This is a genomic window from Candidatus Fokinia cryptica, assembly GCF_034359305.1.
GTDB classification, from domain to species: domain Bacteria; phylum Pseudomonadota; class Alphaproteobacteria; order Rickettsiales; family Midichloriaceae; genus Fokinia; species Fokinia crypta.
The window spans coordinates 258,671-272,982 of the sequence record NZ_CP110343.1 but is presented as its reverse complement, the minus strand read 5'-3'; the positions used below and the strand labels follow the sequence as shown (position 1 = coordinate 272,982).

The following is a 14,312-nucleotide window of genomic DNA, read 5'->3' as shown; positions in this document are numbered from 1 at the left end:
CAACTTTACATATTATCCTCGTAGTTAATAATGAGAAATGTAGGAATTTCATAATGAAGGACAGAAATAATGTGGTGATTAGTGTAGATGCGATGGGTGGCGATAATGCTCCAAGTTTCGTAATAAGTGCTATGAATGAATACGCAAAACAAAATCCAGAAATACAATTTATATTATGCGGTATTGAGAACGAGATATCACCTTTACTATCTCAATATCCATCTTTATCTCGATATATCATAAAAATCATATATTCTGGTGAATCTGTTAAAAATGATGATGATCCTATCCATGCATTTAGAACTAAAAAAAATTCAAGTATGAGACTAGCAATAGAGGAGGTACACAATAATAATGCTAATGCAATTCTATCATGCGGCAACACCGGAGCTCTTATGGTGACAGGTAAAATGCTACTACATACACTAAATTCAATTAGTAGACCAGCTATAATAGCACCATTCCCTACGTATAAAAATGATGTTGTAATACTAGATCTTGGTGCAAATACTGAAATTAATGAGCAAATAGTGCTACAATTTGCGATTATGGGAAGCTCTTACTCCAAAATAGAATATGGTATCAAATCTCCCAAAGTTGGAATGTTGAACGTAGGAAATGAAGATAATAAAGGACGTACTATAGAAAGAAAAGGTCACATATTACTTCAAAATTCAAATATCAACTATTGTGGCTTTATAGAACCTCATCAAGTCATTAATGGTGATGTTGATGTGGTAGTTACAGACGGATTTTCTGGTAATATCTTTCTAAAATCAGCAGAAGGTACTGCAAAATTTATCAGTAAAGTTATGAAAAAAACGGTAATTGAAACTGGTATATTAGGAAAAATAGGGAGCTTTTTACTACGCTCACACTTTAAAAAAGTCTTTAAGATCATAAATCCATCTAGATGTAATGGAGCTATGCTAATAGGACTAAACGGTATCATCGTAAAGAGTCATAGTGGTGCTGACATAGAAGGCATAACAAACGCACTTGGTGTAGCTTATAGATTAGCAAAATATGAATTAAATACTAAAATCTGTAGTGATATGGAGGAAAAAATGCACTTATTTCAGCATCTTGAAGATAAAAAGATATCATAACTCCTTTTGCGAAAAATTTGCTAATTTTTCAGCATTATATAGAGATATAAGATGATCGATGAAATTTTGAATATTACCATCCATAACATCTAAAATGTTATGTATTGTAACACCAATTCTATGATCTGTAACTCTGCTTTGCGGATAATTATAAGTTCTCACTTTTTCAGAACGCTCTCCTGTACCTACTTGTGCTTTCCTATTTTGAGAACGCTCAGATTCTTTTTTGCTTTTCTCCAACTCATAAAGTCTCGCGCTTAGTATTCTCATCGCTTTATCTTTATTTCGATGTTGCGATTTATCATCTTGCTGACAAACCGTTATTCCGGTAGGGATATGTACTATCCTCACTGCACTTTCTGTTTTATTAACATGTTGCCCACCTGCTCCACTAGCTCTATATACATCTATTTTTAAATCTTCTTCCTTAATATCGATGTCTACTTCCTGTATTTCTGGTAAAGCTGCTACCGTTACAGTAGAAGTGTGAATTCTACCATTATTCTCAGTATTTGGTACTCTTTGTACTCTATGTACTCCAGCTTCAAATTTAAGTTTAGCAAAAGCTCCACGACCACTTATACATATCGAGCACTCTTTTACTCCATCTATCCCAGTAGAACTTATAGATAGTATCTCTACTTTCCAATTCTGACGCTCCGCATATCTGCAATACATCCTCATCAAGTCATATGCAAAGAGCGACGCTTCTGCCCCACCTGCTGCCGCTCTAATCTCCATAATAACTCCTTTTTCATCGTCAATATCTTTTGGAATAAGAAGTAGCATAAATTCATGCTCTACTTTTTCTAACTTTTGTGAGAGTGAAGTTTTTTCGCTCTGTAATGCTTCCTTAAACTCTGGATCGCCTGTAGCAGATAACTCAACTTCAAGTTCTTCACCAATTCTTTTTAAATCTCTCCTCTCTCTTATCACTCTTACTACAGGCTCCAAAGTGGAATATTCCTGATTTAGCTTTATCATATCGTCGACCGATAAAGAAGATTGCATCAATAATGCTGATATATGCTCATACCTCTTTTCTATCTCAATTGCGACTGAATCAAGTGACATCTGTACTCAGATAAATTTATGACTAAACGTTGCTAATATCGAACCTTATTCTATAAGTAAGCACAAAACTTATCAACATAAATACTTGATGCAAAGCCACTAAAGAGGAAAAATATACTATATATCAATTAGTTAAATAGAAAAGGAATTACCGCATCCACATTTCGATTTTATGTTAGGATTGTCGATCGCAAAATAAGAACCTCCAAGTTCATCTATAAAATCCATAGTACTATCTTTTAGCATCGTCATCGATACATTATCTACTATCAGATCAGGGCATTTTTGATGAATTAAATCTCTACTATCTATTTTAGCATCTAGCTTTCTTCCCTCGATAAGAAACTTATATTGATAGCCAGAACACCCGCCGCCAATTACCTCTACTCTAAGATAGTAATTCTGTGTGCCATCTTTATTCTTCTCGGATTCTATAAGCTCCCTTATCCTACTTAAAGCTTTATCAGTTATCTTTAACATAACAGTTATATAAATATTACAAAAGATTAATTAAAATCTTTATCCTTTCGCTTTATAAGGTTTGAAATTTTTTGTATAATCTTACCAAATCCGTTATTAGGAGTCTGAATTGATGCTTTTGTCCTTCTTCGCTTAAATTTGTTGGAGTACTTCCGATTCTTACCTTGAAAAGCCACATCTTCAATATTCTTTACACGTGTAGAAGTACTATCATTTTCTTCATCAAAATACGATTGTTCATCTATCCTAGAAAATGGGATTACTGTATTTGTAATTTGAGGTACTTCGGAAGATGTACTAAGAGAAAACATCGCCTCTGGTACTAGAGGATCTACAATAAAGTGAATTGCAATACCTTTACTGGAAGTACTTCTAGTAATATCATCATATATAGAAGTATGATTCAAGACTTGAGTTGCTAGCCTCGAACCTATAGTAATAGTAATGCTACTCAATTTAGAATTTTCAGATATTTCTTGCCTGATAGCTCTATGTATAGCATTAACGGTAGCATGATCTGCTCTAATATATCCTATACCGCTACAATTACAGCATTTTACCAAATTGATCTCGTAGAAAGAATTATGCGTTCTCTGTCTCGTAATATGCATAATACTAAGTTCATTTAGTGGTAATATCCTAAGATCAAGATTGTAATCTTTGTTAAGTTGAAGAGCTTCTTTGAGTATCAAATCTTTATTTTTAGTAAGTTCTAAGTCTATAAAATCCACCGCTATAGTACCGGACAAACCACGCAATTTTATCTGAACAATTATTTCCTTTATCGCTTCTAAATTCGTTTTAAGTGAAGTACTCTCTACATTACTTTCAGCAACGTTTTTTCCAGAATTTACATCTATAGTAGTCATCGCTTCCGTATGAGATATAACAATAGAACCTCCAGAAGGTAAAGAGACTTTATTATTGTATAGTACAGTAATTTTCTCTTCTATGTCGTAATACTTAAAAATTGGAGTTATGTGATTGTGCAACTCTATTTTACCTACATGCATAGGTAAAAATATCTTCATAAAAGCTAATCCCTGCTGATATTTTTCTTCTCCTTCCACGATTATCGATTTTATATCATTATTATACGTATCCCTAATGACGCACTCTACAAGACTCCCCTCCGCATGTAAAAAAACTGGACTTTTCTTATCTTCTGAATGCTTAAGAATACTGTCCAACAACTTTATGAGATATTGAAAATCTCTTTTCAATTCAATTTTAGTCCTTCCTTCAGATTCATTCTTAAATATGATGGATAGCACTCGCTCATTTCTTTTAACGCTATTCAATAGTTCATTACCTATATTTTTTAGTCTCACCTTATCGTTTCCAAGCTTTCTCATAAATCTTATTGGCTCTTTGGAAAAACGAGATACTATTGATATAAATCTACCAGTTAACGTAATATAAGTTGTTGCTAGTGGACATTTTTCGTCTTTTTGCTCTTTTACGATCTGCACTACCAACAACTGATCTTTCTTCAAATGTTTATTTTGAACACTTCTTGATCTATATCCATTACTCACATTAGAAAGTGGTAAAAAAGCATTATACTGCCCACCATAATCTACAAAAGCTGCTTGTAATGCATTCTCCACCCGTACCACTTTAGCTAAATATACATTCCCTTTTATATTTTGGATTTGAGAATTTTGCTGATACAGGGCTCTTAGTTCTGTTTTATCTTTGTCTTTCTTGCATATAGCAACCCTACATTCATGCCCTGAAGCACCATCAATTAATATCAAGTTCATCAATTTTAAAATTTCGAATGCAATGCTTATCGCTCTTTACTTTAACATCATGGAGCGTAATACTATGTTACGGCGAAATCAAGTTTCGATTCGCTTCTTAGTTATTGCGCCTGTAGCTCAGTGGATAGAGCGTTAGACTACGGATCTAAAGGTCATGGGTTCAAATCCTTTCAGGCGTGCCACGATATCATAGTTTATGTTGAAAGAAATCAGTGTGTACATCACTTGCTGTAGATGGCGTAAAGAAGTAGCATTTCAGTCGGAAGAATTGCGAGATTTACAGTTTTCTGATGTAAAATTCGATAATGTTAAGAAGTATACCTACGCCATAACAGAATTTACTTTAGAGTATCTAAGCAATATCAAGAGGCATAACAATGGAATACGGTTAGAGGTAATATTATGTGGAACTAGGAAAATGATTGCCTTAAACAAGGCTTACAGAGGTCTTAACAAAAGCACAAATGTATTATCTTTTTCTCAAATTATAAAAAATAGTGAAAATAATGATGAACTTATAGGTGATCTATACATATGTCACAAACCAATTGTAGATGAAATATCTGAATTAAATGTAACATTTTTACATCGATTTACTCAGCTAATAGTGCATGGAATATTACATATTACTGGCTATGATCATGATAATAAAAGTAGTGCTGATGAAATGGAATTAATTGAGGATATGCTGATGAACAAGATCGGCTTTTCAAAATTCTATTAATAAATGCGTGATACAAATCATTTCCCTTGAACTTCTAACAGAAAATATATAGCCTTGGTGCGTATATATCTTCTAATAATGTTAACAATGAAAAATAAATTATTGAGCATTGTCGCAGTCTTTTTTCTAGTCACTCAGCCGATGCTTGCTTTCTCTGAAGATTCAACAATAGGCGTTGCAGATCCTTCTAAGATATTTCAATCATCCAGTGGATATAAGGCTATCATTAGCCAAATGGAAGAAAAAGATAAGGAATGGAATGCTAAAATAAAAGAATCTATACAAAATCTAGCTAAAGAGAGAGAGATTTTGAACAAATCTAAAGTCACTGGAGATTCTAAAAATGACGCAAAGATAGCAAAACTTTCCGAGAAAATTAGTGCAAACGAAAATGCATTAGTAAAAAATAGTAGAATAATAGATTATGCCTTTAAAAAAGGAATGGGAGCAATGCAGAAGGCATGGGATGAATCTCTAAAAGAGGTCGCTCTGAAAGAGAAGAAAAAAGTTATAATTGCAGCTCCATTGTGGTCTGCACCAGAAGTTGACGTAACGGACAAATTAACAGCTAAACTTAATGAGAAAATTCCCCATGTTAAGTTAGATTTTGATGAAGCTCGTGCTAAATTGGAATCAGAAGCTTCGCCAAAGAAGTAGGATAAATTTCTAAGATATATTTTTACCCATCAATGGAAAAAAATAGAGGGCGAATCGTAAAGGTGTTAGATTCTGTTGTAGACGTTTCGTTTGAGGGAAGTACTCTTCCTAACTTGAAAAATGCCTTACGTTGCGAAATCGATGGCAGAGTTCTTGTGTTGGAAGTTGCTCAGTACCTTGGCGATAATATAGTTAAAGCTATTGCGTTAGGAGGAGTTGAAATGCTCGCCAGAGGTATGGAAGTTCTAGATACTGGAACACAAATCACTATACCAGTCGGCGAAGCAGTTCTTGGAAGATTGATGAATGTTCTAGGTGAGCCGATGGACAATAAAGGAGAAATTATAGCTTCAGAAAGAAGGAGTATATACTCTTCTCCACCCTCTATTACCGAACAATCACCAGATACTGAAATATTGGTAACTGGTATTAAAGTTATTGATTTACTAGCTCCATATCCTAAAGGAGGTAAAATAGGTCTTTTTGGAGGTGCAGGAGTGGGTAAAACTGTAATAATTATGGAACTGATAAATAATATTGCAAAAGCGCTTGGAGGATTTTCGGTATTCGCGGGAGTTGGAGAACGCACAAGAGAAGGAAATGATCTATATCATGAAATGATAGATTCAGGTGTCATAGATGAAAGTGATTTAACGAAATCGAAAGCAACTCTTGTATATGGACAAATGAATGAAGCTCCTGGAGTTAGGGCTACTGTTGCTTTTTCTGCATTATCAATAGCTGAGAAATTTAGAGATGAAGGAAGAGATATACTTCTTTTCATAGATAATATATTTAGATTTACTCAAGCTGGAAGTGAAGTTTCTACTTTACTTGGAAGAATGCCGTCAGCAGTTGGATATCAACCAACTCTCGCTACTGAAATGGCTATGCTACAGGAACGTATTACCTCTACCGTAAATGGTTCTATCACGTCGGTACAAGCAATATATGTGCCGGCTGATGACGTTACTGATCCAGCTCCTGCAACATCTTTCGCTCATCTTGATGCTACCACTGTTCTTAGTCGTAAAATAGCAGAGTTAGGTATATATCCAGCGGTAGATCCTCTTGATAGTACTTCAACTATCTTATCGAAAGAAATAGTAGGAGAGGAACACTATAACACTGCAAGAGATGTTCAGAAAATTTTACAGCGCTACAAAGCCCTTCAAGATATTATCGCTATACTTGGTATAGATGAACTTTCTCAAGAAGATAAGATAGTAGTAAATAGAGCTCGTAAAATACAAAGATTTTTCTCTCAACCATTTCATACAGCAGAGGTATTTACAAATGTAAAGGGCATTTTTGTACCCTTAGAAGATACTGTAAAAGGTTTTAGAAGATTACTTAACGGCGAATTTGACGATACACCTGAAAGTGCTTTCTTTATGGCTGGATCCATTGATAGCGTAATTGAAAGAGTAAAAGCGACAAAATAAGTAGACGCCGTTATAGCACAGTGGTAGTGCACTTCATTGGTAATGAAGAGGTCGTGGGTTCGATTCCCACTAACGGCACCACCGAAAAAAATGAGAGGAAAAAACATTAACCTCCTCTAGATGTTCTTTATTCGCTTTAACGACTACCTATGCTCAATCATCGTCATTCTCTTTCAAAAATTTCTCCTTGCCTACATGATCTTTATAAATTTCCGCCTCTGCCATAGGAGCTTTCCTTTGAAGAATTTTAGAAAACCTCTTAGAGTATTCTGAATTTATTTTTAACCACATTGGTTCAGCATCTATCTCAGATTGAATAGCTCCTACCGGACATTCAGATACACATACTCCACAATCAATACACTCATCAGGATTTATCACAAGCATATTTTTCGCTTCATAAAAACACTCAACCGGACAAACTTCTACACAGTCTGTATACTTACATCTTATACATTTACCGGTTACTACATGAGTCATATTTTTCTCAACGTCACTTTTACGCTACTTAATAATCTTAGATACAACACCAGCACCTACCGTTCTACCACCTTCCCGAATCGCAAATCTCTGACCTTCATCCATAGCAATAGGAGCTATTAATTCCACATTAATTGTGACATTATCACCAGGCATTACCATTTCAACTCCTTCAGGAAGCTGTATGGTGCCAGTAACATCAGTAGTTCTTACAAAAAACTGTGGTCTATAACCATTTAAGAACGCTGTATGTCTACCTCCTTCTTCCTTGCTTAAAGCATATAACTGTGCTTCAAAATTAGTATGAGGATTTATAGTATTGGTAGCGGCTACAACGCACCCTCTCTCAACATCTTCCTTTGAAATACCACGTAACAGTAGGCCAACATTATCTCCAGCTTGCCCTTGATCGAGCATCTTTTTAAACATCTCTACACCAGTACAAACAGTCTTATGTCTATATCCAAAACCAACAATCTCTACTTCTCCCCCAACCTTTACAACGCCTCTTTCAATACGTCCCGTAACAACGGTACCACGACCAGAAATCGAAAACACGTCCTCAACTGGCATTAAAAAAGGTAAATCAAGTTCTCTCTGAGGAGTAGGAATATATGAATCTACCGCAGCAAGAAGTTCTCCTATACATGCTCCATCTCCAGACGATGCATCTGACGAAGAAGCTTCCAAGGCTTTTAAAGCTGATCCCTTTACAATAGGTATTTCTTTCCCTGGAAAACCGTATTTTGTAAGCAAATCTCTTATTTCCTCCTCTACAAGCATAGCAAGTTCAGGATCTGTCACCTGATCCATTTTATTCATAAATACTACTATTGATGGCACACCAACCTGACGAGCAAGTAGTATATGCTCCCTAGTTTGAGGCATAGGCCCATCAGTAGCGGCAACTACAAGTATAGCTCCATCCATCTGGGCAGCGCCAGTAATCATATTCTTAACATAGTCAGCATGACCTGGACAGTCAACGTGAGCGTAGTGCCTATTTTTCGTCTCATATTCTACATGTGCAGTATTTATTGTGATACCACGCTGCCTCTCTTCTGGAGCTTTATCTATTTTATCGTACGCTACAAACGACTCACTGAAGTATTTGGTAATAGCAGCGGTCAAAGTAGTTTTACCATGATCAACGTGACCTATAGTACCAATGTTCACGTGTGGTTTAGTACGTTCGAATTTCTTCATTATCTTACGCAAATTTAGTTTACTGTATGAGCATGCTACTTCTGATTGCATGCTACACTTATAATCCTAGAACTTACAGCAACACTCTATTAAGATCAACATCTTAGTATAAATTGAGGAAAAATATGCTTTACATTTTACCCACTAACTCAAGCTCTTAATCGATCATTTGCAACATACTACTCATTCCACTTTATCTGCACATAACGTTATATGCAATATCGATACTAACAGCAAAATATGGCAATAATACACATATTGAGGTATTACAAGCGGTGATATACCGGTCATTCCACTCACAAGTAGCACTTGTGCTCCATACGGAATAATTCCTTGGAAGATACATGAAAATACGTCAAGAAGTGCAGCACTGTAATGTAACGGAATACTATTCTCAATTGCTGCCTCCTTTACTGCTTTACCGCTTACTATAATAGCTATTGTATTATTAGCTAAAAGTACATCAAATATCATGATGATTAAAGCGATCGCAAAAGAACATGCTTTTTTATTACTCATCTTTCTAGCAAACACAGCTGTAAGATCTTTACTCAAAATACTAAGCGAATTTCCCATTAAACCAGATAATCCACCTATCATGAGAGATAAAATCATAATCTCATTCATGCTGCGAAACCCTATTACAATGCTATTTGCAAAATCCAAAAAGTGGTATGTTGGCTCTTCTATAATTCCTACAATCCCAGCTGCAATAATACTTATCACCAAACTACGAAAAATACCTACACCACACATCGACAGTATAAGTAATAAAATATATGGAGAAATTAAAAATAAAGAGTATTCATGCGCGGTTAAAACTTCATTTCCTTTTGTAAAACCCAATAATAACAGTAATACACCAACAATTGCCGAAGAATAAAAAGCAAGCTTGGCATTGATGTAAAATTTCTTCTTAGGATCCGCAGCTTGCGAAGAAACAGCAGCTACTGTAGTATCGGAGATCAAAGATAAATTATCACCAAACATAGCACTACCTAATATCGTTCCTGAAATTAACTCCAGCTGTAAACCACTTTTCAAACTTAAAGCGGTAGCTAATGGCATGAGAGTGGCAATAGTCCCCATAGAAGTACCTATCGCAGTAGAGATGAAAGCGCCAGTAATAAAAAGCCCTATCAATAATAAACTCGATGGGATAAATGTTAGTAGGAGATTCACAACAGAAGGAATCGCGCCTATTTTACTCATCACTTCACTAAATGCTCCAGCTAAGAGAAATACTATACACATCATTATTATATCGGGATTTCTCACACCATCTATAAATGCACTAGCCCTAGTTTGCTGGTTCCCCTTATACATACTCCATCCCAAAGCAATACTGGGTAACATTATGATTAACGGAGAAATTTGATAAAACGGATTTTGCACTTCATTTAGGCTAAAATACAACCCTGATGATAAGAATAATGTAAGAAATAATACGAGAGGAATGAGTGACATAGATTAGGGAAGATGATAGTATTGAAGGATGATGTGTTGATGATCTTTTGAGTGAATATAAAAGGAAAGAGGAGGATAGAAGGATCAGTATGGAGAAGGTATTGAGTTGTGAGATCTAAGGTGAGGGAGGAAGATATAGGTGTTGAGAAGAGATAAAAATTAAGAACTGTAAGTCATTTAGGTGGGATTGTATAATACCAAGCAAGAGGGATAATATTTTTGTGGAGATTGATAAATTTCTAGGATTTATTGAGTATCAGAAAAAATACTTATTGCATCATCAATGCCAGTAGAATATTCAACTTGACCATCATAATTAGTATATACAACATTACCTTGAGTAAGTGAGAGCATATCTGCATCGTCAAAATGAGAACGGAATGCGTCGAATATTGACATCTCATTGCCTGGACAACAATTTGGTAAGTTTCGGGTACACATAGGGAGAATTTTTATCTCACTCTTTCTTTCTCCACTAAATATAGCGGGATTATAATGCCCAACATATCTAGGCTTACAGAAATATATATTACCTGCATATAATTTTAACGCCTCTGCAAATTTTTCAGAACTATAGATAAATAAGCTGCTTTTATCATGAACGTGTACCGAGGTATACATCCTATCTGCAATTTTCTCATGACCTTTCATTGTAACATTTTTATCGGACAATTTTGATGTTTCGACAATCACTGCTGTTAGATCATGCATCTTGTCACCAAGTCTAACGCCTTCTTTGAACAAAATGCTTTGTTGCTTCATAAGCTCAGCTGCTTCATCATATTTACCTTCCATCTCCTTTCTCTTTGCTTTATTGCTTAGTATATCTGCTTCAGTAATTTTCTCATTCATTTTTCGGAAAATAGCTTCCTTCTCTCTTTCTCAGTTTTTACTTCTGGATGTGTTTCTATATATTCTCGTGAGTCCTGTAATATCCTTACAAGTTTTTCTCCTTCTACCTCCAATCTCTCATATACTGTCTTTAGCTTTTCTTTTTCTATTTCCGCTACAGCAATTCCATCTCCTATCAGCTTTTTTTGTTCTATTTTAGTTTCTAAGATAAGGATTTTATATGTCTTTTCATCCAGCCTTTGACCGAAAAATTTCAACTCTGCACGATAATTTTTCACTACTTGATGTGTTTTTATATATTCTTGTGCTTCTATATAAGACTTTTCAAAATCCTTTTCAGTAGCTTTCAATTGTTTCATTCGTATCTTCTGCTCATCAGTTAATCTCTCCAATTCCTTCTTCGTCTCTTCCTCTGCACTCTGCCACCATTCTTTCTTCATCTCTTCCTCTTTCTTAGCCTCTCCCGACGCCACACTATCCTCCTCTTTCTGCACCTCTTTCTTCATCTCCTCCTCTGCACTCTGCTCCCCTTCTTTCTTCATCTCTTCCTCATTCGTTTCCTCTTTCTTAGCTTCTCCCGACGCTCCACTATCCTCCTCTTTCTGCGCCTCTTTCTTCATATCCTCCTCCTCTGCACTCTGCTCCCCTTCTTTCTTCATCTCTTCCTCATTCGTTTCCTCTTTCTTAGCTTCTCCCGACGCTCCACTATCCTCCTCTTTCTGCGCCTCTTTCTTCATATCCTCCTCCTCTGCACTCTGCTCCCCTTCTTTCTTCGTCTCTTCCTCTTTCTTAGTCTCTCCCGACGCCTCACTATCCTCCTCTTTCTGCGCCTCTTTCTTTATCTCCTCCTCTGCACTCTGCTCTCCTTCTTTCTTCGCCTCTTCCTCTTTCTTAATCTCTCCCGACGCCTCACTATCCTTCTCTTTCTTCGCCTCTTTCTTTATCTCCTCCTCTGCACTCTGCTCTCCTTCTTTCTTCGCCTCTTCCTCTTTCTTAATCTCTCCCGACGCCTCACTATCCTTCTCTTTCTTCGCCTCTCCTGATGCTTCACTACTTGATGAAAATGGTAAACTAATACCTTCTTCAGTTTTGAGAATAGTATTCGCTCTTGATTCTAAAGAAATTATAGCCTCCCAAGTATCCTTTTTTTCAACTTCTTCATGAAGTAGATTGTGCATCAAGTTATGTAATTCACTATATAACTGCTCACAACATTTTCTTTTGTCAATAAACATCAATAGCCTGGTTATGCTATATAACTCGTTATAAGACTCTTTAAACGATATATCCAATTGAGAGTACTCTAGCAGTGCTTCTTCAATGCCTATACGAACACAACTTTTTAGAAACTTGTTCACATTCGAATTTCTAGAAATAGACATGCATTAATACTTAATTGTTATAAATTTGTATGCCAGAATGATACCATTGTCTTTCTTTAACGCAAAGGATTTTATCAAAAATGATGTAAGTTTCTCTATACAAATGCTAATGTAATATATACAAATAAAATTTTCATTATATATTGTGAATCCGTAAAGCCACGTGCACTAAAATCCTATAAAGGCGGTAAAATTAGCTCTTTAGTACTTTTAGATGGTAATGCAGTGTTATGCGATACAATATTTTCATTAGGAAGAGATGGTAACACTCCAATTTTACGCTTGATAGAGTTAGAGCATCCAGCAAGAGTACTTATAACGATTAATAATAATAACAACCTCATACACAAGTAAAAAAAAATTGCAAATGTAGTTACGGATAATCTTTAATGTGTATTCGATCTTTCATACTCTAAAACAATAAAAGCGCTCTAATTCCCAAGGTATATGTCAATTTATTAGCTATCTCCTGCGGAATATAAGTTCTAATCAGATTGTTATATCGGTTATAAGAGATGACGTTAGTATAAACGTAGGATGATTGAGCTTCTCCATCTACAGTAGCACCATTAAAGGCATCCACTCCACCCATCATACTATTTGCATCACCTGAACAAGACTTATTTGGCTCAGGAATAGTACACACATTATTTTGCTGAACATATACATATTTGTCAGCAAACGCACTTCTCATACCATTATACGACATAAAATTATTAGTGATCGCATCTTTCATACTACTATCCACATACATAGCTCTTTCACTAAATTCCAACTTAGGCTTTAAATTAGCGGCTACAAAACCCTCCATCATTACGTTGTTCACTCTAAACGATAAACCGCCAGTTACTGAAAAACCTAATTTCATGCCACTGGCAGTTCTCAATTCATTATCCGATACAAGCGATGTTGCTTTGTTTTTGAAAGCAACATATGAAACTGGTGTATTACTACCATCACAAGTATTACCACTACTAGCAGCAAGACATACTGTGTCACATTTAGTTTCTCTACCTTCAGTATCTCGAATATGAAAAACCATTTGTGTGCCCGATAACCTCTCCCACGAATCATTTATTTTAGTAATTTTACTATCTGTAAGCTTCCAGTTTTCGTCAAACGACTTAATGTCAGATAAAACGTACTCCGTACTCACAATATCTACTGCTACCCCAAAGAAAGGACGAACCTTCATATTAGAAAGGTACTTCACAACAGAAATTCCGATTGAATTATTAGTAATTTTCATTCCATCAGATAATTGTAAAGTATTTTGCGGAAGCTCCTTTGCAGAATGGCTCAAGTAAGCAGTTAATGCCATATTATTGAACATACGACCAACTCCAAACGTGAATCCGTTGACAAATACACTTCCGTCAGTAATATCCTTCACATTCCCGCTCGTTACGTTATCACCAACTTCGCGCTCAAGACATTTCTCTAATCCTATTTTCTGTACTATTTCAGAAGTAAAAGCTGTTGAAACGAAATACTCTTCTTTCTTCCCTTTGCCTAGCTCAAGTGCTATAGCTTCTGTAGTACACAAAATGCTGAAAAAGAACAAATATAACCATAATCCTTTTTTCATACCACTATTCACTCATTATTACCGTACTAACATGCGAGATAATACAATATATACCGCTCAATAATCAATATATTATACATTG

Annotated in this window: 14 protein-coding genes and 2 tRNA genes; 6 read left to right on the top strand and 10 right to left on the bottom strand. The window is 35.6% G+C overall.

The genetic code is table 11. The features are described 5' to 3' along the window. The first annotated feature begins 53 nt into the window (after nucleotides 1–53). Nucleotides 54–1,109, top strand: a complete 1,056-nt coding sequence (plsX, locus tag Fokcrypt_RS01305; protein ID WP_323722402.1) for a phosphate acyltransferase PlsX — start codon at nucleotides 54–56, stop codon at nucleotides 1,107–1,109. On the opposite strand, the gene prfA is transcribed toward plsX, so the two are convergent. The 3 genes from prfA to Fokcrypt_RS01290 all read right to left on the bottom strand — a co-directional run bounded on the left by prfA (nucleotide 1,104) and on the right by Fokcrypt_RS01290 (nucleotide 4,429). Beyond that, nucleotides 1,104–2,183, bottom strand: a complete 1,080-nt coding sequence (gene prfA, locus Fokcrypt_RS01300) for a peptide chain release factor 1 (RefSeq protein ID WP_323722401.1) — start codon at nucleotides 2,181–2,183, stop codon at nucleotides 1,104–1,106. The two genes, plsX and prfA, sit on opposite strands and share 6 nt — an antisense overlap. A gap of 132 nt (nucleotides 2,184–2,315) precedes the next feature. Then, nucleotides 2,316–2,663, bottom strand: coding sequence for a HesB/IscA family protein (locus Fokcrypt_RS01295; RefSeq protein ID WP_323722400.1), 348 nt, complete (start codon nucleotides 2,661–2,663; stop codon nucleotides 2,316–2,318). Nucleotides 2,664–2,689: 26 nt separating this feature from the next. Continuing rightward, nucleotides 2,690–4,429, bottom strand: coding sequence for a ribonuclease E/G (locus Fokcrypt_RS01290; protein ID WP_323722399.1), 1,740 nt, complete (start codon nucleotides 4,427–4,429; stop codon nucleotides 2,690–2,692). Between the two features lie 106 nt (nucleotides 4,430–4,535). Here Fokcrypt_RS01290 and Fokcrypt_RS01285 point away from each other — a divergent pair. From Fokcrypt_RS01285 to Fokcrypt_RS01265, 5 genes are all read left to right on the top strand, one after another. Then, nucleotides 4,536–4,611, top strand: a tRNA-Arg gene (locus Fokcrypt_RS01285). Nucleotides 4,612–4,625: 14 nt separating this feature from the next. Next, nucleotides 4,626–5,153 carry an rRNA maturation RNase YbeY gene (gene ybeY, locus Fokcrypt_RS01280; RefSeq protein WP_323722398.1) on the top strand — a complete coding sequence of 176 codons (528 nt, stop codon included), beginning with the start codon at nucleotides 4,626–4,628 and terminating at the stop codon, nucleotides 5,151–5,153. An 87-nt stretch (nucleotides 5,154–5,240) separates the two neighbouring features. Continuing rightward, the gene (locus tag Fokcrypt_RS01275) at nucleotides 5,241–5,810 is read left to right on the top strand and encodes an OmpH/Skp family outer membrane protein (protein ID WP_323722397.1); all 570 of its coding nucleotides are present in this window, start codon (nucleotides 5,241–5,243) and stop codon (nucleotides 5,808–5,810) included. Between the two features lie 32 nt (nucleotides 5,811–5,842). Further along, nucleotides 5,843–7,255 carry a F0F1 ATP synthase subunit beta gene (gene atpD / locus Fokcrypt_RS01270; RefSeq protein WP_323722396.1) on the top strand — a complete coding sequence of 471 codons (1,413 nt, stop codon included), beginning with the start codon at nucleotides 5,843–5,845 and terminating at the stop codon, nucleotides 7,253–7,255. Between the two features lie 6 nt (nucleotides 7,256–7,261). Continuing rightward, nucleotides 7,262–7,336 (top strand) — tRNA-Thr (locus tag Fokcrypt_RS01265). 72 nt (nucleotides 7,337–7,408) lie between these two features. Here Fokcrypt_RS01265 and fdxA read toward each other — a convergent pair. The 7 genes from fdxA to Fokcrypt_RS01230 all read right to left on the bottom strand — a co-directional run bounded on the left by fdxA (nucleotide 7,409) and on the right by Fokcrypt_RS01230 (nucleotide 14,230). Next, nucleotides 7,409–7,735 carry a ferredoxin FdxA gene (gene fdxA / locus Fokcrypt_RS01260; protein WP_323722395.1) on the bottom strand — a complete coding sequence of 109 codons (327 nt, stop codon included), beginning with the start codon at nucleotides 7,733–7,735 and terminating at the stop codon, nucleotides 7,409–7,411. 24 nt (nucleotides 7,736–7,759) lie between these two features. Further along, the gene (tuf, locus tag Fokcrypt_RS01255) at nucleotides 7,760–8,941 is read right to left on the bottom strand and encodes an elongation factor Tu (RefSeq protein WP_323722394.1); all 1,182 of its coding nucleotides are present in this window, start codon (nucleotides 8,939–8,941) and stop codon (nucleotides 7,760–7,762) included. Nucleotides 8,942–9,124: 183 nt separating this feature from the next. Then, complete coding sequence (locus Fokcrypt_RS01250) at nucleotides 9,125–10,408, bottom strand: Na+/H+ antiporter NhaC family protein (RefSeq protein WP_323722393.1); 1,284 nt, start codon at nucleotides 10,406–10,408, stop codon at nucleotides 9,125–9,127. Between the two features lie 246 nt (nucleotides 10,409–10,654). Continuing rightward, the gene (locus Fokcrypt_RS01245) at nucleotides 10,655–11,260 is read right to left on the bottom strand and encodes a hypothetical protein (RefSeq protein WP_323722392.1); all 606 of its coding nucleotides are present in this window, start codon (nucleotides 11,258–11,260) and stop codon (nucleotides 10,655–10,657) included. Next, nucleotides 11,257–12,438, bottom strand: coding sequence for a hypothetical protein (locus Fokcrypt_RS01240; protein ID WP_323722391.1), 1,182 nt, complete (start codon nucleotides 12,436–12,438; stop codon nucleotides 11,257–11,259). The genes Fokcrypt_RS01245 and Fokcrypt_RS01240 overlap by 4 nt, the downstream gene beginning before the upstream one ends. Before the next feature lie 380 nt (nucleotides 12,439–12,818). Beyond that, nucleotides 12,819–12,986 carry a hypothetical protein gene (locus tag Fokcrypt_RS01235; RefSeq protein ID WP_323722390.1) on the bottom strand — a complete coding sequence of 56 codons (168 nt, stop codon included), beginning with the start codon at nucleotides 12,984–12,986 and terminating at the stop codon, nucleotides 12,819–12,821. Between the two features lie 68 nt (nucleotides 12,987–13,054). After that, the gene (locus Fokcrypt_RS01230) at nucleotides 13,055–14,230 is read right to left on the bottom strand and encodes a hypothetical protein (protein ID WP_323722389.1); all 1,176 of its coding nucleotides are present in this window, start codon (nucleotides 14,228–14,230) and stop codon (nucleotides 13,055–13,057) included. Between the last annotated feature and the right edge of the window lie 82 nt (nucleotides 14,231–14,312).

Coding starts and splice junctions, on each gene's coding strand:
- plsX (WP_323722402.1), top strand. CDS start 54: ATGAAGGACAGAAATAATGTGGTGATTAGTGTAGATGCGATGGGTGGC.
- prfA (WP_323722401.1), bottom strand. CDS start 2,183: ATGTCACTTGATTCAGTCGCAATTGAGATAGAAAAGAGGTATGAGCAT.
- Fokcrypt_RS01295 (WP_323722400.1), bottom strand. CDS start 2,663: ATGTTAAAGATAACTGATAAAGCTTTAAGTAGGATAAGGGAGCTTATA.
- Fokcrypt_RS01290 (WP_323722399.1), bottom strand. CDS start 4,429: ATGAACTTGATATTAATTGATGGTGCTTCAGGGCATGAATGTAGGGTT.
- ybeY (WP_323722398.1), top strand. CDS start 4,626: ATGTTGAAAGAAATCAGTGTGTACATCACTTGCTGTAGATGGCGTAAA.
- Fokcrypt_RS01275 (WP_323722397.1), top strand. CDS start 5,241: ATGAAAAATAAATTATTGAGCATTGTCGCAGTCTTTTTTCTAGTCACT.
- atpD (WP_323722396.1), top strand. CDS start 5,843: ATGGAAAAAAATAGAGGGCGAATCGTAAAGGTGTTAGATTCTGTTGTA.
- fdxA (WP_323722395.1), bottom strand. CDS start 7,735: ATGACTCATGTAGTAACCGGTAAATGTATAAGATGTAAGTATACAGAC.
- tuf (WP_323722394.1), bottom strand. CDS start 8,941: ATGAAGAAATTCGAACGTACTAAACCACACGTGAACATTGGTACTATA.
- Fokcrypt_RS01250 (WP_323722393.1), bottom strand. CDS start 10,408: ATGTCACTCATTCCTCTCGTATTATTTCTTACATTATTCTTATCATCA.
- Fokcrypt_RS01245 (WP_323722392.1), bottom strand. CDS start 11,260: ATGAATGAGAAAATTACTGAAGCAGATATACTAAGCAATAAAGCAAAG.
- Fokcrypt_RS01240 (WP_323722391.1), bottom strand. CDS start 12,438: ATGCACAATCTACTTCATGAAGAAGTTGAAAAAAAGGATACTTGGGAG.
- Fokcrypt_RS01235 (WP_323722390.1), bottom strand. CDS start 12,986: ATGAGGTTGTTATTATTATTAATCGTTATAAGTACTCTTGCTGGATGC.
- Fokcrypt_RS01230 (WP_323722389.1), bottom strand. CDS start 14,230: ATGAAAAAAGGATTATGGTTATATTTGTTCTTTTTCAGCATTTTGTGT.